Source organism: Kitasatospora sp. GP30, from assembly GCF_029892145.1.
Taxonomy (GTDB): Bacteria; Actinomycetota; Actinomycetes; order Streptomycetales; family Streptomycetaceae; genus Kitasatospora; species Kitasatospora acidiphila.
This window is the reverse complement of record NZ_JARZAH010000033.1, coordinates 1-23,817: the sequence shown is the minus strand read 5'-3', so window position 1 is coordinate 23,817 and position 23,817 is coordinate 1. Positions and strand designations below refer to the sequence as shown.

Below are 23,817 nucleotides of genomic sequence, written 5' to 3'. Positions count from 1 at the left end.
CCCGTAGCCTCTCAGACAGGCCAACCTGACACACACTCACCGAACCGGACGACAACGATGACGACGACCCCCAGTTCAGCCCCGTTCCCCGGCCGGCTGGTCAACTTCGAGGCGGCGAAGGCCGAGCACGGTGAGCGGGCCGAGCACATGGTCCGCATGCTCGCCGTGGGCGACCCGCTCGCCGACGCCGTGATAGCCGAGCTGGACAGCCTGGGCAAGGACGGCCGCCGACTCCTCAACCAGGGGCTCGCCGACGGCCTGGACAGCCTGGGCGATCCGCCGCCGGCGATCGCGGCGCTGCTGCGCCGGCTCGAAACGCTGCCCGACTGGGCCGACCCGGACGCCCTGGCGGCCGGCGACCGGGTCGCGCACCTGGTGCCGCCGCTGTGGAACACGCTCGCCTTCTCGGCCGGCTCGCTGTCCCACACCTACAGCTCGCCGAGCATCGCCCGACTCCTCGTCCAGACGGGGAAGTTGGACACGATGGCGGCCCGGCGGCTGGCCGAGACCGGCCTGTGGAAGATCAGTGCCATCCTCCCCGGCGGACTCCACCGTGGTGCGGCCGGCTACCTCCAGACCGCCCAAGTACGGCTGCTGCACGCCCGAGTCCGGGCGACGGCGCTCAAGCACGGCTGGGAGACCGAGCGTTGGGGCCTGCCCATCAACCAGGTGGACGTCGCCCGCACTTGGCTCGACTTCACCGTGGTGCCGTACTCCTTCCTGGCGGCCGTGGGCTTCGTGCTGACCGACGAGGAGCAGCGGAGCCTCTACGAGTACTGGTGGCACGTCGCCCATCTCCTGGGCCTGGACGAGGGTTTCTTCCTCGGCATGCGCAGTCACGCCGAAGCGTCCGCGCTGGCGGACCTGCTGGACTCCACGATCGAGGCGCCCGACCACAACAGCCGGGTGCTCAACAAGGCCCTCTACGACGCCACGGCCGACTTCCTCGCCGACGCTCCCCGGTCGACCTTCACCAAGGAGTCGGCGCGGGACCTGCTGCACGCCGTGGCCCGCCACTTCCACGGCGACGCGATCGCCGACGCCCTCGGCGTCCCGCACTCCGGGGCCGCCGCCGCCCTGCCCGCCCTGGCGGCCGGCCACGCCCAGGCCCGCCGCTACCAGTCGCTGGTCCCGGGGGCCGCGGAGCTGGAGCGGGCGGCGAACATCCAGGCCTACACGGCCATCGCCGCCAGCGTGCAGGGCGCCACCGCCTACCAGTCCAACATCGTGTGATCCACGCCATGGTGCCCTGATCCCCTTCAGGGCACCACCGGCAAGGACTCCGGGGAATGCGGAAGCCCCGCCTGATCCAGGATCAGGCGGGGCTTCTTGACTGCTTTTCAGCAGTCGTTGGGTGGAGCTGAGGGGATTCGAACCCCTGACCCCCTCGATGCGAACGAGGTGCGCTACCGGACTGCGCCACAGCCCCAACGAGAAGAAACTTTAGCACCTTTTCGAGGGGGCTCGTGACCACCCCCCTGGTGGGGTGGGGGTCCCCCGGCCGAAGGCTGGGGGCGGGTGCCGCCTCCGCGCTACTCGTTGGCGGCGCGGGGGCGGCTGTGCGCGGCCGGATCCTGGTACTGGTCGAACAGCGGGGTGCGGGGGCCCTCCGCGGTGCGGGGGCCGCCCGCCTGTGCCGCCCAGGCGCCGGGGGCCGCGAGGTCCAGGCCGCGGTTGACCCGGGGGGCCACGGGGGCGGTCACATAGGTGGGCAGCGGCACCGGGACCGGCTCCCAGGAGTCAGGGCCGGCGGCGGCCCGCTCGCGCAGCCCGTCGACCCACTCCTCGTGGTCGGTCGCCTCCACCAAGTCCTGCCGGGCGGCCGGCTCGGGCCGCTCCGCCTCGGCGACGGCCGCGGCGGCGGCGATCGCCTGCGCCGACTCGATCGGCTCGGTGGCCTCCTCGGGCACCGCTAGCGGGGCCGTCTCGGCGAGCCGGGCGGCCCTGGCGCGCTCGCGCTCGCGCACTCCCACGGCGGCGGCCGCGGCGCGGGCCCGGTCGAGCTTGACCTCGCAGCGTTGGCGCTCCAGTCGGCGCAGGTGGCCGATGTAGAGGGTGAGCAGCACCGCGGGCAGCGCCGGCACCCAGAGGAAGGCGACCCCGGCCACCGCCGCGATCACCGCGCCGAGCGCGAAGGCGCCGAAGAGCAGGGTGACCATCCGGCGCCGCCGGGCCAGCAGCCGGGCCCGGCGGTCGGGCTGTCCGGCCCGGACCGGCTCGGCCCCGGGCAGCGTCGACGAGGGCTCGGCGGGCACGCCGGTGGCACCGCCGTCGGACGCGCCGTCGGCGGCGGAGTCGGTGGGGTCGTCGTCGCCCAGGATCCGGGACGCCCGCCGCTCCAGTGCCGATCGCCCGGCCAGCAGGCGGATGGCGGTGCTGAAACGTTCTGTCGGGCGCGATTCGTTGAGCTCGTCCTGCCTGCGGAGCCACATGGGCACCAGATAGGCAGCCCAGGCCCCTACGATGACCGCGTAGATGAGGCCGCTACTGCTCACGTTTCACACCGTACGGGCGTTGGGTAAGGGCGGTCAGCAATTTGGCGCGGCGTGTCGCCCTGCCAAACTGATTCTCTGACTATTTTGCCGGTATTTGTGACCGCTTGACCGCGTGCCGATGCCATATCGATATCAATTTCGAACACTTATTCAATTACCCCAAACGCCAACGCCGGAGCAGCCCTTCGGGGATCTCCTCCGCCGTCAGCGCGTACACCAGATGGTCGCGCCAGTCCCCGTCGATGTGCAGATAGCGCGGCCGCATTCCCTCGGAGCGGAAGTCGAGTTTCTCCACCACCCGGCGGCTGGGCCGGTTCTCCGGCCGGATGCACACCTCGATCCGGTGCAGACCCAGCGCCTGGAAGCAGTGGTCGACGGCCATCGCCACGGCGGTCGGCATGATGCCCCGCCCGGCCACCGCCTCGTCGATCCAGTAGCCGATGTTGGCCGAGCACATCGAGCCCCAGGTGATCCCGCCCACCGTCAACTGGCCGACCAGGCGCCCCTGGTAGGTCAGCACGAAGGGCAGCATCCGTCCCGCCGCCGCCTCGCTGCGCAGGTAGCGCACCATCTGGCGGTAGGTCGGCCGCGGCCCGGTGGTGCGCCCGGCCGGCGTGGGCGGCACGGTGGCCTCCCAGCGCCGCAGCCAGTCCCGGTTCCGCCGGCTCGCCTCCTGCCAGGCCCGCTGGTCCCGCAGCCGGATCGGCCGCAGCACCACCTCGCCCTCGCGCAGCTCCACCGGCCAGCCGCCGCTCAGCTGGTGCTCCCCTCGGCACCGGCCGCCGGGCGCGGATGGTCCCCGCCGGCCAGTTGGTCCACGGCGTGCGGCAGCAGCGGCGCCAGCACCGCCAGGCCGTCCTTGACCCCGCCGGTGGAGCCGGGCAGGTTGACGATCACGGTCCGGCCCGCCAGGCCGGCCAGCCCCCGGGAGAGCGCCGAGGTGGGCACCTTCTCCCGGCCGTACGCCCGGATCGCCTCGGCGATGCCCGGGATCTGACGGTCGATCACCTGGGCGGTCATCTCCGGCGTCAGGTCCATCGGGGAGATCCCGGTGCCGCCGGTGGTCAGCACCACGTCGTAGCCGGCCGCGACGGCCGCCCGCAGCGCCGCCAGCACCGGCTCGCCGTCCGGCACCAGCTGCGGGCCGTCCGCCTCGAAGCCCATCGCGCGCAGGCCCTCGACCAGCAGCGGCCCGCCCTTGTCCTGGTACACCCCGGCCGAGGCGCGGTTGGAGACGGTGATCGCCAGCGCTCTCATGCGGCACCGCCGCGGACCCACTCGCCGCTCTTGCCACCGGACTTGCTGAGCACCCGGACGTCCTGGACGGCGGCGGCCTTGTCCACCGCCTTGACCATGTCGATCAGGGTCAGCCCGGCCACCGCCACCGCGGTCAGCGCCTCCATCTCCACGCCGGTCCGGTCGGCTGTGCGCACCGTCGCGGTGATCTCCACCGCCTCGTCGGTCACCGCCAGGTCGACCTTGACGCCGGAGATGGCGATCGGGTGGCAGAGCGGGATCAGCTCGGGGGTCTTCTTGGCGCCCATGATCCCGGCGATCCGGGCGGTGGCCAGTGCGTCGCCCTTGGGCAGGCCCTCGCCGCGCAGCAGCTCGACCACCTGGGGCGAGACGGTCACCCGGCCGGCCGCCACCGCGGTGCGCACGGTGGTCTCCTTCTCGGAGACGTCGACCATCCGGGCGGCGCCGGTCTCGTCCACATGCGTCAGGCGATCGCCGGGGGGTGTGGTCACGTCAGTTCTCCAGCAGGACGGGGCGAATTCCGGGCGCTACCGTATCGCTCCCCGCTCACCGCACCGCGCTCGGCGCCACCCGATGGGCTGAGGCGCCGTCAGCCGCGGCGGGCGCCGCCGGTCGCTCGGGGCGCCGTCAGTCGCGCAGCAGCACCACGTCGACCACCTCGCCGGCCGCCACCGCCTCGGTCCGCTCCGGCACCACGATCAGGCAGTCGGCCCGGGCCAGCGCCCCGACCAGGTGCGAGGAGGCGCCGCCGACCGGCTCCACCGCGCCCTGGTCGGCCAGGTAGCGGCCGCGCAGGAACTGCCGCCGCCCGGCCGGGGAGCGCAGCGCGGCCGTGCTGACCGCCCGCACCCGGGGCCGGTGCACGTCCGCGGCGCCCAGCATGGTGCGGATCACCGGCCGGACGAACAGCTCGAACGAGATGTAGGCGCTCACCGGGTTGCCGGGCAGGGCCAGCAGCGGCACGCCGCCCGGGCCGCCGAGCCGGCCGAAGCCCTGCGGCTTGCCGGGCTGCATCCGCAGGGTGCGGAAGTCCATCCCGGCGTAGTCCTCGAAGACGTCCTTGACCACGTCGTAGGCGCCGACGCTGACCCCGCCCGAGGTGACGATCAGATCGGCCCGGCCCAGTTGGTCGTCCAGCACCGCGCGCAGCCGCTCGGCGTCGTCCGGCACCCCGCCGACCCGGTAGGCGATCGCGCCGGCCTGCTGGGCGGCGGCGGTCAGGGTGAAGCTGTTGGAGTCCCAGATCTGCCCGGGGCCGACCGGCTCGCCGGGCGGCACCAGCTCGCTGCCGGTGGAGAGCACCACCACCCGGGGTCGCGGCCGCACCGTCACGCTGGCGCGGCCGATCGCCGCCAGCAGGCCCAGCTGGGTGGGGCCGAGCAGGGTGCCGGCCGGGAGCACCGTGCTGCCGGCGGCGATGTCGCTGCCCCGGCGGCGGATGTGCGCGCCCTCGCGGGCCTCCTGGCGCACCCGGACCTCCTCGCCGGGCCGGGCCGGGGCCATGGCCCGGGCGGCCTCGCCGGTGCCGGTGCCGCCGTCGGTCCACTCCACCGGGACCACCGCCTCGGCGCCGGGCGGCACCGGGGCGCCGGTCATGATCCGCACGGCCTGGCCGGGGCCGACCGCGGGCAGCTCGCCGGCACCGGCGGCCACCTCGCCGACCACGGCCAGCACCGAGGGGTACCGCTCGGTGGCGTTGACAGTGTCGGCGGTGCGCACCGCGTAGCCGTCCATCGAGCTGTTGTCGAACGGCGGCAGGTCGCTGCCGGCCGGCACGTCCTCGGCCAGCCGGCAGCCCTGGGCGTCCAGCAGCTGCAGCTCGATCGGCGGCAGCGGGGTGACGGCGGCCAGCACGTCCGCCAGGTGCTCGTCGACCGTCCAGTACCGCTGGCCCGGGGCCTCGGTGGCGCAGGCGTCCGCCTGGTGGTCCTGGTGGTGGCCGTGCCGATCGGTCGTCATCCCGCTACCGCCTTCCGGCGGGCGCTCAGGCCCGCACGTTGCTGGAGGCAGGCGCTCAGGCCTGCATCTCGCTCCCCACGAACTGCTTCAGCCAGCCGCGGAACTCCGGCCCGAGGTCCTCGCGCTCGCAGGCCAGCCGGACGATCGCGCGCAGGTAGTCGGCCCGGTCACCGGTGTCGTAGCGGCGGCCGGAGAAGAGCACGCCGTGCACCTGGCCGCCCTCCTCGGCGCTCAGCGTAGCCAGCGTGCGCAGCGCGTCGGTGAGCTGGATCTCGCCGCCGCGGCCCGGCTCGGTCTTCTTCAGCACCTCGAAGACGGCGGGGTCGAGCACGTAGCGGCCGATCACGGCGTAGTTCGACGGTGCGTCGGCCGGCTCCGGCTTCTCGATCAGGTCGGTGACGTGGAAGACGTCGTCGCCGAGGCCGTTGGTCTCGACCGCCGCGCAGCCGTAGAGGTGGATCTGCTTCGGGTCGACCTCCATCAGCGCCACCACCGAGCCGCCCAGCTGCTGCTGGACCTCGATCATGCGGGCGAGCAGCGGGTCGCGCGGGTCGATCAGGTCGTCACCGAGCAGCACCGCGAACGGCTGGCCGGCCACGTGCTGCTCGGCCACCAGCACCGCGTGGCCCAGGCCCTTGGGGTCGCCCTGCCGGACGTAGTGCATGTTGGCCAGCGAGACCGACTCCTGGACCCGGCGCAGCTTGTCCTCGTCGCCCTTGCGGGCGAGCAGCTCCTCCAGCTCGTAGGCCCGGTCGAAGTGGTCCTCCAGGGCGCGCTTGTTGCGGCCGGTGACCATGAGTATGTCCGAGAGGCCGGCCGCGGCGGCCTCCTCGACGACGTACTGGATCGCGGGCTTGTCGACGACCGGCAGCATCTCCTTCGGCGTGGCCTTGGTCGCCGGCAGGAACCGGGTTCCGAGGCCGGCTGCGGGCACAACCGCCTTGGTGACGGGCATACGGGAGTTCGTCGTCATGCGTTGACCTTACTGAGGCGGAGGACCGTACTGACCGCCGGCGAGATCGGTCGGCTATGAACGACGAACCTCGCCGGGGACGACCACGGCCGCGACACTGCGGGCAGGGCCGGACTGGGCGCTGGGGCCCGGGGCGGCACAGGGCGACACACTACCGTGCCGTCCTGAACCCGTTCCGCGCCTCTGCACGGCCCCCTGCTGCTTGGCCGCCGCCAGCGCCCGGTCGGCGGCTCGCAGCAGCGGCACCGGATGTCCGCCGTCGTCCGGCAGCACCGCGATGCCGGCCGTGGCCAGCAGCCCGTTGGCGGTGGGCCGCGGCCGCTCCTGGGGGTCCACCGGGTCGACCGTGAAGTCCAGCAGCCGGTGCCGGCGCACCGCCCAGCAGAGCCGCTCGGCCACCTTGGCCGCCCCCGCCGCACCGGTGTCCGGCAGCACCACCAGGAACTCGGTGCCGCCGACCAGCCCGAGCACATCGGAGCGCCGCACCTCGACGGTGAGCCGCTGGGCCAGGTCGCGCAGCACCGCCCGGGCCCGGTCCCGGCCGTGCTCGGCGGTGACCGCCTCGAACCCGTCGACCTCCAGCAGCACCACGGCCAGCTCCGGCACCCGCTCCCCCGGCTTCTGGCGGCGGGCGCGGCGCTCCACCTCGCGCTCCAGGGTCTGCTGCAGATGGCGGTGGTTCCACACCCCGGTGACCGGGTCGCGGGCCGCCAGCCGGGCCAGCTCGTCGCAGCGCTCCTGGAGTTCGGCCAACCGCCGGCGCAGCCCCGAGGCCTCGCCGGCGGCGGCCTGCCGCAGCCGCCGCAGCCGGGCCCACAGCACCCCGCCGATCCCGGCGGACACCACGCTGAGCAGGGCGAGCGCAGGCATCAGGAGGGACATGGGGGACATGGGACTCCATGGGGGCGGGCTGGGGGAGGATCGGAGCCGTGTCCGACGATCTCTTGTACAACGACAAGGCCGCGCTGCGGTCACGGCTGCTCGCCGCCCGGCGCGCTCTGCCCCCCGAACGGCGGTCGACGGCCGCCGCGGCGCTCGCCGAGCGGGCGCTGACCCTGCTGCCGGCGGACGCCGTGGTGGCCGCCTACGTCTCGGTGGGCGCGGAGCCCGGCACCCGCCCGCTGCTCGACCTGCTGCACGAGCGCGGCACCCGGGTGCTGCTGCCGGTGCTGCTGCCGGACAACGACCTGGACTGGGCCGCCTACCAGGGCCCGGACCGGCTCGCCCCGGCGGCGCGCGGCCTGCTGGAACCGACCGGCGAGCGGCTGGGCCAGGACGCGGTCACCGGGGCCGGCGTGGTGCTGCTGCCCGGCCTGGCGGTGGACCGGCGCGGGCTGCGGCTGGGCCGTGGCGGCGGCTCCTACGACCGGGTGCTGGCCCGGCTGGCCGCCGCCGGCGCCACCCCGCTGCTGGCCACCCTGCTCTATCCGGACGAGTTGCTGGACCGGGTGCCCGCCGAGCCGCACGACCGGCCGGTGCACGCGGTGGTGACCCCGGAGGGCGTGCACCGGTTCTGAAAGCGAAGGTCCCAAAAGCGAAGGCCCGCCCTGACGGTGCGTCAGGGCGGGCCCGGGGTCCGGCGATCAGGGTTGCAGGGTCAGGGTGTTCTTGGTCGCCTGGTCCACCGCTTGGCCGGAGTACGCCCAAGTCAGCATCTTGCCCTGGGCCCACAGGCCGGTCTGGTCGTCGTAGTTGTCGTTGAAGGCGTGCCCCGACTCGCCGCCCACGTTGATCCAGCGCGAGGCGTTGAAGTCGTTCAGGTCGACCACCATCCGCATCGACGGGATCCAGTCCACGTCGTAGCCGGCCGCGGCGGTCCAGCCGGTGGCGTCGACCGCCGCCGAGCCGCCGGACATCTGGAACGGCCCGCGGTTGAGCAGCCGGTGCACCAGGCCCGAGGCGATCGAGGAGTTGTCGGTGCCCAGGGTCTGCTCGTTGAGGCTCAGCTGGTGCAGCCGGCCCCAGCTCCATGTGGAGATGTCCTTGCCGAGGTGGGCGGTGAGGTCCTGGCGGGCGTCCTTCATCGCCTCCTTCAGCAGGTTGTCCAGGCCGTGCTGCTGCACGTGGTTGGAGTCGACGTAGTCCCACCACGGGCTGTTGGGGTTGGCCAGCTGCTGCCGGACGACCTCCATCCAGCGGTCGCCGCCGTCGGGCTGGGCCTGGCTGGGCTTGCGGGTGCCGCACTGGGTGACGATCTTGGTTTCACCGCCGAGCGAGCCGGCCGGCTGGTTGGCGTCCACCTTCTGCGCGACCAGCAGGCAGTCGCCCTGGGCGCGCACCGAGGCCGGGAACTTCTGCCCGAAGGACAGGGTGAGCAGCTGGCGCCAGACGCCGTTGTAGTAGGCGGCGGCGGCCGAGTCGGCGTCCTGGTTGTAGTTCCAGTCCTTCAGCAGGTCCTGGGCCTGGCGCACGTACGGGTCGGTGATCTGCTCCTTGAGCAGCAGCGGGACCAGGGTCTTGGCCATCACGCTGGCGTTGTCCAGCTGGATCGACTGCATGTCGTCCGGCGAGATCTTGCCGCCGTTGGCCAGCCGGGCCTGGATCTGGTCGGTGATCTCCTTGGCCCGGGTGCCGTACTCCCAGTCGTTGGTGATCAGCGGCTTGTAGCTCTGGTCGGCCACCGGCTGGTTGGCGGTGACGATGTAGCCGGACGGCGGGTCCTCCACCCAGGGCAGGCTCTTGAAGTCCAGGTAGCCCTTCCAGTCGTAGCTGGAGTCCCAGCCCGGGGCCGGGTAGCGGCCGTCGCCCTTGCCGCGGACCGGGATCACGCCCGGCGCCTGGTAGCCGATGTGGTTCTGGGTGTCGGCGTAGATCAGGTTCTGCGCGGGGACGGCGAAGTCCTTGGCCGCGGCGCGGAACGAGGTGAAGTCGGTGGCCTTGTCGAACTCGAAGACCGCGTCCATGGTCTTGCCCGGCGTCAGCGCCGTCCAACACAGCGACACGCCGTAGCCCGTGGTGCCGCGGTCCGGCGCCGAGTTGCCCACCGGCGCGTAGGTGCCGACGTTCTGCTCCTCCGTGCTCTGGTCGGAGATCAGCGGGCACTGGCCGAGTCCGTTGCTGGTGGAGCGCACGGTGATGGTGCGGTCCGCCCCGCCGGCGACCTTGATGGTCTCCTGGCGGGTGGCGAACTTCTGGTCCTGGTTGTCCTTCAGGTAGGTGTCGGGACCGGTGATCTTCTCCAGGTAGAGGTCGGCCACATCGGCGCCCATGTTGGTGAAGCCCCAGCTGATCGACTGGTTGTGCCCGATGATCACGCCCGGCATGCCGGCGAACGTGAAGCCCGTCGTGTCGTACTGGCAGCTCGGGCTGACGGTCCGGCAGTGCAGGCCCATCTGGTACCAGACGTTCGGCAGGCCGGGGCCCAGGTGCGGGTCGTTGGCCAGCAGCGGCTTGCCGCTGACGGTGTGGCTGCCGGAGATCACCCAGGAGTTGGAGCCGATGCCCTGCCCCTGCGGGCCGAGCAGCTGCGGCAGCTTGCCCATCTTGCCGGAGACGTCCTGCAGGCCCTTGGTGACCGCCGAGCTCTGCTGGACCGCGCCGGTGGTGCCGGCGGCCGTCGCCGGCTTGTAGGTGCCGTCCGCGCTGACCGTGCCGCCCTGCGTGATGGTGGGGTTCCGGTCGTACGGGTAGTCCGGGTAGAGCTGGTTGATCTGGTCCGGGGTGAAGGTCTGGCTCAGCAGCGAGCGGTCGATCTCGTCCTGCACGTTGCCCGAGAGGTTCCAGGCCATCGCCTTCAGCCAGGAGACCGAGTCCACCGGGGTCCACTGCTCCGGCTTGTAGCCGCTGTTGACGGTGCCGAGCAGCGCGTACTCCAGCGAGGCGCTGGCCCCGCCGGGGTGCTTGGACAGCCAGTCGTTCACACCGTCCGAGTAGGCCTGCAGGTACTTCTTGGTGTCCGGGGTGAGGACGGTGTCGTACTCCTTCTGCGCCACCTCGCGCCAGCCCATGGTGCGGACGAACGCGTCGGTGTCGACCTGGCTGGAGCCGAACATCTCGGAGAGCCGACCGGCCGTGATGTGCCGGCGCACGTCCATCTCCCAGAACCGGTCCTGGGCCTGGACGTAGCCCTGGGCCTTGAACAGGTCCTCGGACGTGTCGGCGTAGATCTGCGGGATCCCCTGGGCGTCCCGCTTGACCTGGACCGAGCTGCTCAGACCGGGCACCTGGACCGTGCCGCTGACCTGCGGGAACGAGGCCCGCACGGTATCCACCGCGTACCATCCGCCGGCCGACACACCGGCCACCAGCAGCACGACGAGCAATAGCACTAGCAGTCGGGCGCGCCGAAACTTCTTGGAGCGTCGCGAGCGGGGCATCTCGGTCCTAGGTGCAGGGAGCGGGGCAACGTAACCACAGGGACCCTACCCGGCGTGGGTGAGCCGCTCTGCCCGGGCTGGCCCGTGCGCCGCCGCGCGCCGACCCCCCGTCAGAGCCAGTGCAAAGATCGGGTAAAATGTTAGCCAGGGTAACGATCCCACGGCTGACCATGTGTCACCCTGCCCCTCCACAGCCCCACCGGGCTCGTTCACCCCGTCGCCCACCACAGTGACCCTCCCCGCCCCCGTCCGTCACGGCTGCCGCCCGCAGCTCCCCTGACGGACGCCCGAGACGTCGAGGTGCCCCTGCGTGACCGTTGACCATCTGAACAAGTTGCTGCTCGAAGGCTCCGCGATCCTGCTGATCGCCGTAGTCGCCGTACGCCTGGCCAGCAGATCCGGACTACCCAGCCTGCTGCTCTACCTGGGCATCGGCATGGCCATCGGCCAGAACGGACTGGGCGTCACCTTTGACAACGCCGAACTCACCCAGGTGCTGGGCTACGCCGCCCTGGTGGTCATCCTGGCCGAGGGCGGCCTGAAGACCAGCTGGCGCGAGATCAGACCGGTACTGCCGGCGGCCACCGCACTGGCCACCGTCGGCGTCGGGATCAGCGTCTTCGTCACCGCCGCCGACGCCCACCTGCTGGTCGGCCTCGACTGGCGGCTGTCGCTGCTGCTCGGCGCGGTGGTCTCCTCCACCGACGCCGCCGCCGTCTTCTCGGTGCTGCGCACCGTGCCACTGCCGGCCCGGCTCAGCGGCCTGCTGGAGGCCGAGTCCGGCTTCAACGACGCCCCCGTGGTCATCCTGGTGGTCGCCTTCGCCACCACCGGCCCGCTCGACTCCTGGTACGTGCTGCTCGGCACCATCCTCATGGAGCTGGCGATCGGCGCCGTCGTCGGCCTGGCCGTCGGCAAGCTCGGCGCCTACGCGCTGCGGCAGATCGCCCTGCCCGCCTCCGGCCTCTACCCCATCGCCGTGCTCGCCCTCACCTCGCTCGCCTACGCGGCCGGCGCGCTGCTGCACGGCTCCGGCTTCCTCGCCGTCTACGTCAGCGCGGTGCTGCTCGGCAACGCCAAGCTGCCGCACGGCCCGGCGGTGCGCGGCTTCGCCGACGGCCTGGCCTGGATCGGGCAGATCGGCATGTTCGTGCTGCTCGGCCTGCTCTGCACGCCCGCCACCATGGGCTCGGCGGTGCTGCCCGCACTGGTCATCGGCGCGGTGCTGGTGCTGCTCGCCCGGCCGCTCTCGGTGCTGCTCACCCTCACCCCGTTCCGGCTCCCCTGGCGCGAGCAGGCGCTGCTCAGCTGGGCCGGGCTGCGCGGGGCGGTGCCCATCGTGCTGGCCACCATCCCGCTGGTGGGCGGGGTGCCGGACGCCCGGGAGGCCTTCAACATCGTCTTCGTCCTGGTGGTGGTCTTCACCCTGGTGCAGGGCCCCACGCTGCCCTGGCTGGCCCGCCGGCTGCGGATCTCCGCCGGCGCGCTCGGCCACGACCTGGAGATCGAGTCGGCACCGCTGGAGCGGCTGCGCGGACAGCTGCTCTCGGTCGCGCTGGCGCCGGACTCCCGAATATCCGGCGTCGAGGTCGGCGAACTGCGGCTGCCGCCCGGCGCCGCGGTCACCCTGGTGGTCCGCGACGACAAGAGCTTCGTGCCCGACCGGACCACGGTGCTGCGCTCCGGTGACGAGCTGCTGGTGGTCACCACCGACGCGGTGGGCGAGGCCACCGAGCGGCGGCTGCGGGCCGTGGACCGGGGCGGCAAGCTGGCGGGGTGGCTGTACGGCAAGTGAACTGTTGGATCTCTTGACACCTGGAGTTCTTCGCGTTCCCGTACCATTGCCCAGACGTAGTACTAGATCCAACCCGCAACTTTCTGCCTGATGCAGAGTTGGCGCGACCGCTCGGCGGCCGCGGTCCGGCGGCCCCCTTTCTCAGGGGCAGCGCTCCCCCTGTTGACAGGGGGCAACGGTCCCTGTTGACAGGGGCGGCGACTCGGACCCGGTATCAACCCCGGTCGACGCACGAGAGGACGACTCTCGGCGCCGTCGGGGTTTTCCGTTGCCCCGGCGGTCGCTACCAGGCAGCAGGAAGGACCGACCGTGGCGGCCCGCCCAACGGTCGACAACCCCACTGAAGCCCCCACCCGCGTGGGCTACACCGCACTGCTGCGCACCCCTGGTGCCTTGACGTTCCTGCTCCCCGCGTTCGTCGCGCGGCTCCCCTACGCGATGCTCAGCCTGGGCATCGTGCTGCTGGTGCTCGACACCAACGGCTCCTACGGCATCGCCGGCGCCGTCGCGGCCACCGCCGCCACCGCGCAGGCGCTGGTCGGCCCGCAGACCGGCCGGCTCGCCGACCGCCTCGGCCAGGCCGCCGTACTGGTGCCGGTGGTGCTGGTGCACGCCGTCTCCGTCGGTGCGCTGATCGCCCTGGCGCTGGGGCACGCGCCGGTCTGGACGCTCTTCCTGGCCGCCGCGCCGGCCGGTGCCTCGGTGCCGCAGATCGGCGCGATGGTCCGGGCCCGCTGGGTGACCAAACTGGCCGACCGTCCGGCCCACCTGACCACCGCCTTCGCCTTCGAGTCGGTGACCGACGAGTTCACGTTCGTGGTCGGCCCGGTGCTGGCCGGCGCCATCGCCACCACCGTCGCCCCGGCCGCCGCGCTGATCACGGAGGCCGTGCTGACCGTGCTCGGCGGGCTGCTGTTCGCCGGCCGGCGGGCCACCGCGCCGGCCCGGCACCTGCCCGAGCCCGGGGCGAAGCGGGCCTCCGCGCTGGCCTCGCCGGGCGTGCGGCTGCTGGTCGGCGCCTTCCTGGGCGTCGGCTCGGTCTTCGGCGCGATGCAGGTCTCGGTCACCGCGTTCGCCGAGCACGCCGGGCAGGGCGACCTCAGCGGCGTCGTCTACGGCGTCTTCGCCGGCGGCTCGATGCTGGCCGGGGTGCTCTACGGCCTGATCGCCTGGCGGCGCTCCCCGCAGCAGCGGATGCTGGCCAGCTACGGCCTGCTGGTGCTGGGCTGCTCCACGCTCTGGGCGATGCCTGACCTGACCGCGCTGGCGATCGCCGGGCTGGTCTGCGGTCTGGCGATCGCGCCGACCCTGATCACCGGCTACACCCTGGTGGAGTCGCTGGTCGCGGACGGTGCCAAGACGGAGGCGTTCACCTGGCTGACCGGGGCGATCGGCCTGGGCCTGGCGGTCGGCTCCACGGTGGCCGGCCAGCTGATCGACATGAGCGGGCCGTCGCTGGGCTTCCTGGTCCCGGTGGCCGGGGCCGGCGCCGGGCTGGTGGCGCTGGTCACGTTGCGCCGACTCCTGGCGGGTCCGGGCGCAGCGAGCCGTACCGTTGCCAGGGGTGGGGACGCGGCTCCCGCGGTGGCGGAGCCGGCGGCCGGGTGACCGCGCTCGAACGCACGTGGCAGGCCGCGCCGGGCCGGCCACACTGGACTGATCCTGCGGAATGCCGCATCATGGACCGTCGTTAGCACTCATCAGGCGAGAGTGCCAGGAGGAAGACACAGTGCCCACGTACCAGTACCAGTGCACCGAGTGCGGCAACGGCCTTGAGGTGGTGCAGAAGTTCACCGACGAGGCTCTGACCGTCTGCCCGAACTGCCAGGGCCGCCTGCGCAAGGTCTTCTCGGCGGTGGGCGTGGTCTTCAAGGGCTCGGGCTTCTACCGGACGGACAGCCGGTCCTCGTCGAGCGGCTCGGTGTCGTCGGGCTCGTCGGCGAACGGCTCGTCGGCGTCGAACGGCTCCTCGGGCTCGTCGAGCTCGTCCGCGTCCTCGTCGAGCTCCAGCAGCTCGTCCTCGACGTCGACCTCTTCGACCTCCTCCGCCGCGAGCTGACGCCGCTGCTTCCGAAGGCCTCCCGGGACTGCCCGGGAGGCCTTCTTCATGCTCCGGGTGGGCCTGGGTTGTGCTCTGGGTGAGCCCGGGTGGTGTCGTGGTTGTCCACAGACCCGGGGTTATCCACAGGTTTCCGGGTGGCGCTACCGGCTGACTCCGTGCGCGGCAACCCTGGTCCCATGACTGGATCGACCACTCCCCGCCACCGCCGCACCCACCGGCCGCCCGCACCCGAGCCCGCCCCGCTGCCGCCGCGCCGCCCGGTGCCCGACTTCCGCCCGATCCGCCGAGGCGGCGGCGGGCGCCACCGCCTCCGCCAGACTGCCTGCTACCGCCCCGGCGCGATGCTCACCGGCCTGGTCGTCTGCACGACGGCCGCCCTGGCCACCGGCTCCCTGCCCCTGAGCGCGCTGGCACCCCGCCAGCTGCAGTACTTCTCGGTCCGCACCGACTGCCCCGCGCGACCCCCGTGACCCCTGCGCTGTGCGGCGCGCTCAGCCGCCGTGGTGCGGCGGGCGCTGGCTCTGGTACCAGTCCAGGCCCCGCGCGCCGGAGGACTCGCCCCAGGCGGCGTCGGTGTCATCACTGGTCTGCCGGTCGAACGGGTCCGCGAAAACGATCTTCGCCGCAGCGGGCTCGGGCTTCTCGGCCGCGGCCTGCTCGTTGTCGTCGGCCGACTGGTCGGGGGTGGTGGGCTGCTCGGTCACCCCTCCAGGGTAGGGCGGCGGCCATGACGCCCCGAACCCCAGAGGGGCGCCCACCTTCGACCGATCGAATGATTTTCACACCACACGTCGTCAGCGCACCGCGCCGCAGCCCCGCCTCGGGAATCCGCGCACCTACCGTGATGCGCCGTGAGCACCCTGCCAAACAGGGCTTCCGACTCCAGAAACGGCTGGGCGAATGAGATCAAAGATCCGTGGTCGGCTTAGGGCCTGGGCCACCGTCGGCGTCACGCTCGCGGTCGTGGCCGGTACAGCTGCCGCCGCACCTGAGGTGGACTCTCAGCGCGACCTCGGGCCCGACATCACGGCGATCATGAACAAGCCCGCGTACGAGCACGCGCAGTGGGGTCTGCTGGAGATCGATCCCGAGAGCGGGCGGGTCATCCACTCCAGGTACCCCGACCAGTTCTTCATGCCGGGTTCGACCATCAAGCTGATCACCATCTCCAGTGCCTGGCACGCCCTCGACCCGGATCACCGCTTCACCACGCCGGTGCACGAGGTCGGCCACCGCAATGGATCGACCCTCACCGGGAACCTGGCACTCGTCGCCCAGGGCGACCTCACCATGGGCGGCCGGACAAAGCCGGACGGGTCGGTCGACTTCACCCCCATCGACCACACCTACGCCAACGACATCCCGGGCGCCACCCTCACGCCGGAGGACCCGCTCGCCGGCCTGGACGAGATCGCCCACCAGGTCCGCGACTCGGGCATCACCACGGTCGACGGCGATGTCGTCATCGACCCGCGGCTGTTCACGCCCCCGGCGCTCGCCCCCCAGCCGACACCCCTCATCATCAACGACAACGTCATCGACCTGCTGACCACGCCGGCCTCCCCCGGGCAGCCCGCCCAGCTGAGCTGGCGCCCGCAGGTCGCGCCGTACCAGGTCACCTCCAACGTCCGGACGGTGGAGGCCGGTGGCACCACCGACATCCAGGTCACCGCGTCCCCCGACGGCACGAGGATCACGCTCTCCGGCACGATCGCCGCCGACGCCAAGCCCACCCTGAAGATCTCCCAGATCCAGGACCCCAACGCATTCGGGCGCACAGCCCTGATCGAGGCCCTGGGCCGCGCCGGCGTCACCGTCACCGCCCCGCCGACCGGGCCCAACCCGGACGGCACGCTGCCCGCCTCGTACACCGGCACTCCCCAGGTGGCCGCCTTCGTCTCGCCGCCGTACCACGAGTACGCCAAGTTGATCCTGAATGTCAGCCACAACCTCGGCGCCAACCTGGCCCTGTGCAACATGGCCGTGAGCCGCGGCAGCAAGAACTGCTTCGACGGGTTCCCGGTCATCCACGACTTCCTCACCCAGACGGCGAACGTCGACCCGACTCAGTTCCAGATGGCGGACGGACGCGGCGATGTTCCGGTCGACCGTGTCACGCCCACCGGGCTCAACCAGCTGCTCGCATACTGGCTGCGCACTCCCGACGCGGAGGCGTTCCGCACCTCACTGCCGATCCTCGGTGTGTCCGGCACGGGAGCCCTCTTCTGCACCACCAACTGCCCGGCCAAGGGCAAGGTCTTCGCCAAGCCCGGCACCATCATCGGCTTCGACCAGCTCAACCAGCAGTTCGCAATCAACGCGCAGACCTACGCGGGCTACCTCGAGGCGGACGACGGCCACCTCTACACCTTCTTCGTCGGCGTCAACGGCGCGGCGGCACCGAACATCCAGGGGTTCTTCGACGTCAACGACGACGTCGACGAGATCGCCGTCATCCTCCAGCAAGAGGCGTGCGCAGAGCGCGGCGCCGGCCGCCCTCGCCACAAGGCTGTCACGTCCGCGAGAAGGCCCCTCTCCGAACGCGTCGGCGGAGTGGGTCACGCTGCTCATCGTCACCCGCGAGCATGACCGGTGCCGCAAGCTGAGGCCCACGCAGCAAGCCCTGGTCGCGCTGGTGTACCCGCGCAAGCACGACACCCTCGCCCAGACCGCCGCCGGCCGAGTAGCTTCTTGACCCTCACACTGTGTCAGGCGCTGGACTCGGAGCCACCATGTTCACCATCGGAGACTTCGCCCGGCACGGCCGTGTCTCGGTCCGGATGCTGCGTCACTATGACGCGATCGGCCTGCTGCGCCCTGCCCATGTCGACCCTGCCACCGGCTACCGCTACTACGCCGCCGCCCAACTCGCCCGGCTCAACCGCGTCATCGCGCTCAAGGATCTCGGCTTCACTCTCCAGCAGGTGCAGGACATCGTCGAGGAGAAGGTCGCCACGGACGAGATGCGTGGCATGCTGCGGCTGCGGCGGGCCGAGCTGGAGACCGCCATGGCCGCGGCGGCCATGCGGCTGGTGCAGGTCGAGGCAAGACTCCGAGCGATCGAGAGCGAGGGGTGCATGCCCACGAACGACGTCATCATCAAGAGCCTCCCGGCCGTGCGGGTGGCGGAGCTGACCGCGACGGCCGCGAGCTTCGAGCCCGGCGACATCAGCCCCGTCATCGGGCCTCTCTACGAGGAGCTGTTCCAGCTACTGGCGGCGGCCGGGATCACTCCGACGGGCCCCGGTATCGCCTACTACGAGGACGCCCCGGAGGGCGCCGGACGGATCAGCGTCCATGCCGCCGTCCAGGTCTCCGCCGCCCTCCAGGACGGCGCCTTCCAGGTGCTCGACCTGCCGCCCGTCGACCAAGCGGCGACCATCGTGCATCGCGGCTCAATGGACACCGTCCTGCCCACGGCCCAGACCCTGGCCCGCTGGATCGACGGCAACGGCTACCAGTCGGGCGGATACCCCCGGGAGATCACCCTGGAGTGCCCGGAGAACCGCGACGATTGGGTGACGGAGCTCCAGGCACCGGTGGCCCGGGCCTGACCGTGACCGCAGCCGGGTGGCCGGGGACCGCTGAGGCCCCCGGCCACCCGGATCCACGATGCACGAGGACTCGTCCGGGACCACACCCGGAGGTGCGGTGTTCAAGGTGGCTCAGGAAGCGCTTCCCGACATCCCTTCGGGCTTCGTGTGGAGGACCTCGCGGGCCTGGTCCGCGGCGCGGGCGATGCTCTCGGAGACGAAGTCGACGAAGCGGGCGATGTTCTCCAGGCGGGCGGCGGCCGGGGTGTCGGGGCCGAGGATGCCCACGCCCTGCCGGGCGACCTCGCCGAGGTGAGCAGTTGCTCGGGCGCTGGCCATCGTGGATTGATACATGACGTCGTCATCGACGACGTAGCGTTCGCGGCGGCGTTCGTCGCGCTCCCGGCGGATGAGGCCCTGGCTTTCGAGGAACGTGACCGCCTTGGAGACGGATGCCGGGCTGACCTGGAGGCGCCCGGCGAGTTCTGAGGCGGTGAGGCTGGCGGTGTCGGTGACGTACAGGCCGGCCAACACCCTGGCCGTCATCCTGGGCAGGCCCGACTGCATGAAGACGCTGGTGAACGTCTCCTCGTACTCGCGGACGGCTTCGTCATCGCGGCCGTGGGCCTGCGGGAGCGTGTTGGCGTCCCCGGGCGCGGCCTTTCTGCGGCGGTGGGTGCGGCGTTCGGTGGCGCGGTGGGCGAGGTCGGCGCGGTAGGCGGTCGGGCCGCCGTTGCGCATCACCTCGCGCGTGACGGTCGAGGTCGGGCGGTCGAGGCGCCTGGCGATCTCCGCGTAGGCGAGGCTGTCAGCCAGTCCCAGCGCGATCTGCTGGCGTTCCTGCTGGGTGAGTCTGCCTCCCGGCATCGTTGGCCTCCTTCGTGGTCCGCAGTGCCTCCACCATAGCGTTCACTCTCGATCAGTTGCAACGAACAAGGCTGAGTCTGTTGCATTGAAATCAGAACCATTGCAATGAAATCCCTGCTTCTACCTGCACTTATGGCCCATGTGCGCAACAGACTCGTTGCCCAACTTACAAATGCAACGTAGCGTTTCCGTTGTCAGAAACGACGGGCCGGAGGGGCCCGCGATGCAGATGAAGGAGCGCACGATGCACATCTTCGACACCCCCGCCCCGGTCTCGGCCGTCCTCGACATCCCCGCCGGATGCATCCGGTTCATCGCCGCCGACCGAGCCGACACCACCGTCGAGATTTTGCCCGCCGACGCGTCCAAGAGCCGTGACGTGAAGGCTGCGGAGCAGACTCGGGTCGCCTACAGCGACGGCGTCCTGCGGATCGACGCCCCGGAGGCGAAGAACCGGGTCTTCGGGCCTTCCGGATCCGTCGAGGTGACCGTCCAACTGCCCGCCGGCTCCCGGGTCGAGGCGACGGCGGCCCTCGCCGAGTTCCGGGGCGTCGGACGGCTCGGCGACGTCGCCATCGAGGGCGCGCAGGCCACGATCAAGCTCGACGAGACCACGGGCGCCCGCCTCACCCTGCAGGCCGGCGACATCTCGGTCGGCCGCCTGGGCGGCCCCGCGCAGATCAGCACCCAGAAGGGCGACCTCCGCATCACCGAGGCCGTGCGCGGCACGGTCACGCTGCGCACCGAGTCCGGCGACATCTCGGTCGGCGCCGCCCGCGGAGTCTCCGCCTCGCTGGATGCCGGCACCACCTACGGCCGGGTCCACAACGCGCTCAAGAACACCAACGGCAGCGCCGGCCTGAACTTCCACGCCACCACCGCCTACGGCGACATCACCGCCCGCAGCCTGTGAGACACCCGCGGCTGGCAGGAGGGGGCAGCCCTGAGGCGCGGCCGCCCCGTCCGTTCAGTCGACTCCATTGATTCCGTCACACCTCTCAAGGGGGCACACCACCATGTCCGTCACTCTCACCGACCAGGACCGCCCGGAGCTGCAGAAGGCCATCGAGGAGATGGTCGAGTCCGGCTTCACCGGGGTGACGATGCGGGTGAACGACGAGCGCGGCGAGTGGGTCGGCAGCGCCGGGGCGCGCAAGCTGGGCGAACCCGCGAAGCCGCCGGCGAACGGGCACGTCCGGATAGGCAGCAACACCAAGACCTTCACCGCGACCGTGGTGCTGCAGCTGGTGGCCGAGGGCACGATCGGGCTGGACGCCCCGGTGGCCGACTACCTGCCCGAGTTCGGGCTGGACCCGAGGATCACGGTGCGGATGCTGCTGCAGCACACCAGCGGGGTGTTCAACTTCACCGGCGAGTACTACGACGACGGGACGTTCGCGCCGGGGATCCCCGCCACGACCGCGGGCCAGGAGTGGGTGGACAACCGGTTCAAGACCTACCGGCCGGAAGAGCTGGTACGGCTGGCGGTGTCCAAGCCGGCGCGTTTTGAGCCGGGGACGGACTGGAGCTACTCCAACACCAACTACGTGCTGGCCAGGCTGCTGGTCGAGAAGGTCACCGGCCACTCGCTCCCCGAGGAGATGCAGCGGCTGATCCTGGGGCCGCTCGGACTGTCGGGCACCGTGGTGCCCGAGACCAGTCCGGGGGTCCCCGAGCCGCACGCCCACGCCTACTACCGGTACGAGGAGGCCGGCCGGCAGAAGACGGTCGACGTCACCCGCCAGAACCCCTCCTGGATCTCCACCGGCGGAGACATGATCTCGACGACCCAGGACCTCCACACCTTCATCTCCGCCCTGATGAGCGGCAAGCTCCTGCCGGCCCCGCTGCTGGCCGAAATGTGCACGCCGCATCCCAAGGTCGGCTACGGCCTGGGGGTGTTCGTGCAGGACGCGGGCGAGAACGGCGGCACTGTCATCACCCACAACGGCGGCATGGCGGGCCACGCGGCACTGATGTACAGCACGCCCGACGGCAGCAGGACCCTGACCGCCGCGCTGAACTATGTCGACGGCGCCACGCTCTCCATGGCAGCGGCGTTCCAGCAGGCGACGCAGCGCCTCGTCAAGGAGGTGTTCGGCAGCGCGGCGGCCGGGGCGGCTGACGCGGGGTAGCCGCCATGAGCGCGCGCCGCCCCGTTTCTTACCCGCCCCGCAGCGTGGTCAGCGTCCGTTGAGGAAGGCGGGCACGCGCTGCCAAGCGTCCGCGGCGGCGGCACGGTCGGCGGCGGTGTCGGTGCCGAGGAAGCGGTGCCCGACGCCCGGGTAGGCGACCAACTTGTGTGGCACGCCCGCCTCGTGCAGGGCGTCGCGGATCTCCTGCCGCACCTCCGGCGGGATGATGTGGTCGTCCTCGCCGACGAGGAACAGCACTCGTGCGGTGATGCCGGAGGTGCGGGACAGGGTGGGTTCCGGCCGGCTGAGCGGGACTTCGGTCGTCGTCAGCCAGCCCCCGTAGAACACCACCACGGCGTCGAGGTCATACGCGGTCGCGGCGAGGTAGGCGATGTGGCCGCCCATGCTCAGGCCCACCATCCCGACCTGTCCGCTGCCCTGGGCCCGCAGGTGGCCGATGGCGGCGCCCACGTCGGCCAGGACCTGGTCACGTGTCATGAGGTGCAGCAGCTCGAAGCCCCGGGTGCGGCCCGCATCGTCGCGCGGCAGCTCGGCCCAGGGGGCGGTGCGGTGGTGGAAGTCCGGGGCGAGCGCGACGAATCCCAGCCCGGCCAGGCGGTCGCACACGTCCCGCACATGCTGGTCGACGCCGAACAGCTCCATCCCCACCACGACGCCGGGGAACGCCCCGGCCACGGCGGGACGGGCGAGATATCCGCCCATGGTCGCCCCGTCACCGCCCACCGGAATCTCGACGCGCTCGGTGCGGACGGGGTGGGCGATCGGAAGTCCTGTGCTCATGCCCCTGACCGTACGCAGTGTCTAAGGTGGTAACCACAGCTCGCTGTTGCTAGTAAGCGGAGTACCAGGAACCATGTCGGAAGCGGCCGTTCGGGCCAAGGAACTGGGCGATCTTCTGCGGTCGCGCCGCGAACGGCTGCGGCCCGCCGACGTCGGCCTTCCCGAGGGCGCCCGTCGGCGCACTCGGGGCCTGCGCCGGGAGGAGGTCGCGCTGCTCGCGGCCATCTCACCGACCTACTACACGTTCCTGGAGCAGGGCCGCGAGGTGCAGCCGTCGCGCCAGGTGCTCGACGCGCTGTGCACGGCCCTGCGGCTCGACGAGACCGAACGCACCCATGTGCACGAGCTGGTCCACGGCATCCCGGCGGCACCGGCAGCCGACCCGGCCGCTGAGACCCTGAGCCCCGCCGTCACCGCACTGGTCGACCGACTCCACCCCTGCCCGACCTATGTGACCGGCCGTCACTGGGACGTGCTGGCCGCGAACCGTGCCGCACGCGCACTGTGGACCGACTGGCATGCCCGGCCGGCCGAGGACCGCAACATGCTGGTGTGGATGTTCACCGACCCTGCGGCGCGCGATGTCCTGGTCGACTGGGAGAGCGAGGCCGCTGCGCTGCTCGGCCGGTTCCGCGGCACCTGGGCGCGGTATCCGGGCGACGAAGCGTTCGCCGCCCTGCTGACCCGGTTGCAGGCCGAGAGCCCCGAGGTGCGGGCGTGGTGGCCGCGCCACGACGTCGTGCCGCTGTCGTCGGGTGTGAAGCGGCTGCGGCATCCCGCGCTGGGCGAGATCACGCTGACCCACGTCGTCCTGCAACTCGCGGACTCGCCGGACCAGCGGCTGGTCACGTTCTCCGCCTCCGAGGATGTGCTCGCCCGGATCGACGCGCTTTCTGGTCTGCCTGGGGTTCCTGGTCTCCCTGCGCTTTCTGGTCTGCCTGATGTTCCTGGTCTCCCTGGTCCCCAACGGATAGCGGAAGGACCATGACCCCGCTCGAACAACTCGTCGCCCGGTGCCCGCCCCCGCCGGCCGGGGTGCCTGCCACTGAGCGCCCGGCGCGCCCCACGCCAGTGATGCCGCCCAACCACCAGGCGCTGATCGCCCGTTACGGGGCCGGCGTCTTCGACGAGTTCATCGTCCTCTACGCACCGAACTGGTCCCCCGAGTACCTCGACCTCGGCCACCGCGCCGCAGAGTCGGCGGCGGGCCTGGCCGGTCGCGAACTCCCCGAGCTGCGAGAGCTGTTGGCCGCCTACGGCAGCCGGCCCGAGGAGCTCATCCGCTGGGCGCACACCCACAACGCGGACCGGTTCTTCTGGATCCCCATAGGCACCCCGGACCAGTGGCCGACCGTGCTGGTCGCGGCCGGCCAGCTCGACCAGGAGCTGCTGCCGGGCGACTCGACCAGCATCCTGCTCGGCCTGCTCACCGGCGAGATCCGCTCCCGCATCCTGCCCGACGACCTTCCGAGCGACGAGCCGCAGTTCGAGCCGCTGCCCTGATACCACCCGGGCGGTACCGGAAACGTGCGAGGCCGAAACGCGAAGAAGCCCCGACGGTTGCCCGTCGGGGCTTCTTCTGAAGAATTGTTCGGCGGCGTCCTACTCTCCCACAGGGTCCCCC

At 71.8% G+C, this 23,817-nt stretch carries 23 protein-coding genes and 1 tRNA gene; 12 read left to right on the top strand and 12 right to left on the bottom strand.

What is annotated here, in order from left to right; genetic code table 11:
• Positions 1–57: 57 nt before the first annotated feature.
• The gene (locus P3T35_RS31130) at positions 58–1,233 is read left to right on the top strand and encodes an oxygenase MpaB family protein (RefSeq protein ID WP_143676875.1); all 1,176 of its coding nucleotides are present in this window, start codon (positions 58–60) and stop codon (positions 1,231–1,233) included.
• 122 nt (positions 1,234–1,355) lie between these two features.
• On the opposite strand, the gene P3T35_RS31125 is transcribed toward P3T35_RS31130, so the two are convergent.
• The 8 genes from P3T35_RS31125 to P3T35_RS31090 all read right to left on the bottom strand — a co-directional run bounded on the left by P3T35_RS31125 (position 1,356) and on the right by P3T35_RS31090 (position 7,566).
• Positions 1,356–1,429, bottom strand: a tRNA-Ala gene (locus P3T35_RS31125).
• A 103-nt stretch (positions 1,430–1,532) separates the two neighbouring features.
• Positions 1,533–2,495: a hypothetical protein gene (locus P3T35_RS31120; RefSeq protein ID WP_101381901.1), complete on the bottom strand. Its 963-nt coding sequence runs from the start codon at positions 2,493–2,495 to the stop codon at positions 1,533–1,535.
• A 154-nt stretch (positions 2,496–2,649) separates the two neighbouring features.
• Complete coding sequence (locus P3T35_RS31115) at positions 2,650–3,234, bottom strand: GNAT family protein (protein ID WP_280708680.1); 585 nt, start codon at positions 3,232–3,234, stop codon at positions 2,650–2,652.
• A 14-nt stretch (positions 3,235–3,248) separates the two neighbouring features.
• On the bottom strand, positions 3,249–3,752 hold the full coding sequence (locus tag P3T35_RS31110; protein WP_101381900.1) for a MogA/MoaB family molybdenum cofactor biosynthesis protein: 504 nt from the start codon (positions 3,750–3,752) through the stop codon (positions 3,249–3,251).
• Positions 3,749–4,186, bottom strand: a complete 438-nt coding sequence (moaC, locus tag P3T35_RS31105) for a cyclic pyranopterin monophosphate synthase MoaC (protein WP_280708712.1) — start codon at positions 4,184–4,186, stop codon at positions 3,749–3,751. Before moaC ends, P3T35_RS31110 begins: the two co-directional genes overlap by 4 nt.
• 193 nt (positions 4,187–4,379) lie before the next feature.
• Positions 4,380–5,711, bottom strand: a complete 1,332-nt coding sequence (gene glp, locus P3T35_RS31100) for a gephyrin-like molybdotransferase Glp (protein ID WP_101381898.1) — start codon at positions 5,709–5,711, stop codon at positions 4,380–4,382.
• Positions 5,712–5,766: 55 nt separating this feature from the next.
• Entirely contained in the window at positions 5,767–6,684 is a 918-nt protein-coding gene (gene galU, locus P3T35_RS31095) for a UTP--glucose-1-phosphate uridylyltransferase GalU (RefSeq protein WP_101381897.1), read from the bottom strand.
• A 54-nt stretch (positions 6,685–6,738) separates the two neighbouring features.
• A complete protein-coding gene (locus tag P3T35_RS31090) occupies positions 6,739–7,566 on the bottom strand; it encodes a GGDEF domain-containing protein (RefSeq protein ID WP_180356556.1) in 828 nt (275 codons plus the stop codon).
• Positions 7,567–7,613: 47 nt separating this feature from the next.
• Between P3T35_RS31090 and P3T35_RS31085 the strand changes: the two genes are divergently transcribed.
• Complete coding sequence (locus tag P3T35_RS31085; RefSeq protein WP_101381895.1) at positions 7,614–8,201, top strand: 5-formyltetrahydrofolate cyclo-ligase; 588 nt, start codon at positions 7,614–7,616, stop codon at positions 8,199–8,201.
• A gap of 66 nt (positions 8,202–8,267) precedes the next feature.
• Here P3T35_RS31085 and P3T35_RS31080 read toward each other — a convergent pair whose 3' ends face one another.
• Positions 8,268–11,000 carry a penicillin acylase family protein gene (locus P3T35_RS31080; RefSeq protein ID WP_101381894.1) on the bottom strand — a complete coding sequence of 911 codons (2,733 nt, stop codon included), beginning with the start codon at positions 10,998–11,000 and terminating at the stop codon, positions 8,268–8,270.
• Between the two features lie 310 nt (positions 11,001–11,310).
• Between P3T35_RS31080 and P3T35_RS31075 the strand changes: the two genes are divergently transcribed.
• From P3T35_RS31075 to P3T35_RS31060, 4 genes are all read left to right on the top strand, one after another.
• Complete coding sequence (locus P3T35_RS31075; protein WP_101381893.1) at positions 11,311–12,795, top strand: potassium/proton antiporter; 1,485 nt, start codon at positions 11,311–11,313, stop codon at positions 12,793–12,795.
• Positions 12,796–13,104: 309 nt separating this feature from the next.
• Entirely contained in the window at positions 13,105–14,403 is a 1,299-nt protein-coding gene (locus P3T35_RS31070) for an MFS transporter (protein WP_101381892.1), read from the top strand.
• Positions 14,404–14,524: 121 nt separating this feature from the next.
• The gene (locus tag P3T35_RS31065; protein ID WP_101381891.1) at positions 14,525–14,854 is read left to right on the top strand and encodes an FmdB family zinc ribbon protein; all 330 of its coding nucleotides are present in this window, start codon (positions 14,525–14,527) and stop codon (positions 14,852–14,854) included.
• A 179-nt stretch (positions 14,855–15,033) separates the two neighbouring features.
• On the top strand, positions 15,034–15,327 hold the full coding sequence (locus P3T35_RS31060) for a hypothetical protein (protein ID WP_101381890.1): 294 nt from the start codon (positions 15,034–15,036) through the stop codon (positions 15,325–15,327).
• A 21-nt stretch (positions 15,328–15,348) separates the two neighbouring features.
• On the opposite strand, the gene P3T35_RS31055 is transcribed toward P3T35_RS31060, so the two are convergent.
• Positions 15,349–15,561 (bottom strand): hypothetical protein, encoded by a 213-nt coding sequence (locus P3T35_RS31055; RefSeq protein WP_101381889.1) that lies wholly within the window; start codon positions 15,559–15,561, stop codon positions 15,349–15,351.
• 259 nt (positions 15,562–15,820) lie between these two features.
• Between P3T35_RS31055 and dacB the strand changes: the two genes are divergently transcribed.
• Positions 15,821–17,446, top strand: coding sequence for a D-alanyl-D-alanine carboxypeptidase/D-alanyl-D-alanine-endopeptidase (gene dacB / locus P3T35_RS31050; protein WP_280708669.1), 1,626 nt, complete (start codon positions 15,821–15,823; stop codon positions 17,444–17,446).
• Between the two features lie 143 nt (positions 17,447–17,589).
• On the top strand, positions 17,590–18,411 hold the full coding sequence (locus P3T35_RS31045; protein ID WP_101381887.1) for a MerR family transcriptional regulator: 822 nt from the start codon (positions 17,590–17,592) through the stop codon (positions 18,409–18,411).
• 111 nt (positions 18,412–18,522) lie between these two features.
• On the opposite strand, the gene P3T35_RS31040 is transcribed toward P3T35_RS31045, so the two are convergent.
• Positions 18,523–19,257 (bottom strand): helix-turn-helix domain-containing protein, encoded by a 735-nt coding sequence (locus tag P3T35_RS31040; protein WP_101381886.1) that lies wholly within the window; start codon positions 19,255–19,257, stop codon positions 18,523–18,525.
• Between the two features lie 244 nt (positions 19,258–19,501).
• Between P3T35_RS31040 and P3T35_RS31035 the strand changes: the two genes are divergently transcribed.
• On the top strand, positions 19,502–20,170 hold the full coding sequence (locus tag P3T35_RS31035; RefSeq protein WP_101385219.1) for a DUF4097 family beta strand repeat-containing protein: 669 nt from the start codon (positions 19,502–19,504) through the stop codon (positions 20,168–20,170).
• 103 nt (positions 20,171–20,273) lie between these two features.
• Positions 20,274–21,392: a serine hydrolase domain-containing protein gene (locus P3T35_RS31030; RefSeq protein WP_101381885.1), complete on the top strand. Its 1,119-nt coding sequence runs from the start codon at positions 20,274–20,276 to the stop codon at positions 21,390–21,392.
• Positions 21,393–21,440: 48 nt separating this feature from the next.
• Here the strand turns inward: P3T35_RS31030 and P3T35_RS31025 are convergent, their stop codons facing one another.
• Positions 21,441–22,193 (bottom strand): dienelactone hydrolase family protein, encoded by a 753-nt coding sequence (locus tag P3T35_RS31025; RefSeq protein ID WP_101381884.1) that lies wholly within the window; start codon positions 22,191–22,193, stop codon positions 21,441–21,443.
• Positions 22,194–22,266: 73 nt separating this feature from the next.
• Here P3T35_RS31025 and P3T35_RS31020 point away from each other — a divergent pair, with 73 nt between their 5' ends.
• Positions 22,267–23,181 carry a helix-turn-helix transcriptional regulator gene (locus tag P3T35_RS31020; protein WP_180356554.1) on the top strand — a complete coding sequence of 305 codons (915 nt, stop codon included), beginning with the start codon at positions 22,267–22,269 and terminating at the stop codon, positions 23,179–23,181.
• Positions 23,178–23,696, top strand: coding sequence for a hypothetical protein (locus tag P3T35_RS31015; RefSeq protein ID WP_143676874.1), 519 nt, complete (start codon positions 23,178–23,180; stop codon positions 23,694–23,696). Before P3T35_RS31020 ends, P3T35_RS31015 begins: the two co-directional genes overlap by 4 nt.
• Positions 23,697–23,817 lie beyond the last annotated feature (121 nt).

What these genes read in the sequence shown, in the direction of transcription:
- P3T35_RS31090 (WP_180356556.1), bottom strand. Translation starts at nt 7,566, where the DNA reads ATGTCCCTCCTGATGCCTGCGCTCGCCCTGCTCAGCGTGGTGTCCGCC.
- galU (WP_101381897.1), bottom strand. Translation starts at nt 6,684, where the DNA reads ATGACGACGAACTCCCGTATGCCCGTCACCAAGGCGGTTGTGCCCGCA.
- P3T35_RS31035 (WP_101385219.1), top strand. Translation starts at nt 19,502, where the DNA reads ATGCACATCTTCGACACCCCCGCCCCGGTCTCGGCCGTCCTCGACATC.
- glp (WP_101381898.1), bottom strand. Translation starts at nt 5,711, where the DNA reads ATGACGACCGATCGGCACGGCCACCACCAGGACCACCAGGCGGACGCC.
- P3T35_RS31130 (WP_143676875.1), top strand. Translation starts at nt 58, where the DNA reads ATGACGACGACCCCCAGTTCAGCCCCGTTCCCCGGCCGGCTGGTCAAC.
- moaC (WP_280708712.1), bottom strand. Translation starts at nt 4,186, where the DNA reads ATGGTCGACGTCTCCGAGAAGGAGACCACCGTGCGCACCGCGGTGGCG.
- P3T35_RS31080 (WP_101381894.1), bottom strand. Translation starts at nt 11,000, where the DNA reads ATGCCCCGCTCGCGACGCTCCAAGAAGTTTCGGCGCGCCCGACTGCTA.
- P3T35_RS31040 (WP_101381886.1), bottom strand. Translation starts at nt 19,257, where the DNA reads ATGCCGGGAGGCAGACTCACCCAGCAGGAACGCCAGCAGATCGCGCTG.
- P3T35_RS31060 (WP_101381890.1), top strand. Translation starts at nt 15,034, where the DNA reads ATGACTGGATCGACCACTCCCCGCCACCGCCGCACCCACCGGCCGCCC.
- P3T35_RS31020 (WP_180356554.1), top strand. Translation starts at nt 22,267, where the DNA reads ATGTCGGAAGCGGCCGTTCGGGCCAAGGAACTGGGCGATCTTCTGCGG.
- P3T35_RS31110 (WP_101381900.1), bottom strand. Translation starts at nt 3,752, where the DNA reads ATGAGAGCGCTGGCGATCACCGTCTCCAACCGCGCCTCGGCCGGGGTG.
- P3T35_RS31025 (WP_101381884.1), bottom strand. Translation starts at nt 22,193, where the DNA reads ATGAGCACAGGACTTCCGATCGCCCACCCCGTCCGCACCGAGCGCGTC.
- P3T35_RS31015 (WP_143676874.1), top strand. Translation starts at nt 23,178, where the DNA reads ATGACCCCGCTCGAACAACTCGTCGCCCGGTGCCCGCCCCCGCCGGCC.
- P3T35_RS31030 (WP_101381885.1), top strand. Translation starts at nt 20,274, where the DNA reads ATGTCCGTCACTCTCACCGACCAGGACCGCCCGGAGCTGCAGAAGGCC.
- P3T35_RS31045 (WP_101381887.1), top strand. Translation starts at nt 17,590, where the DNA reads ATGTTCACCATCGGAGACTTCGCCCGGCACGGCCGTGTCTCGGTCCGG.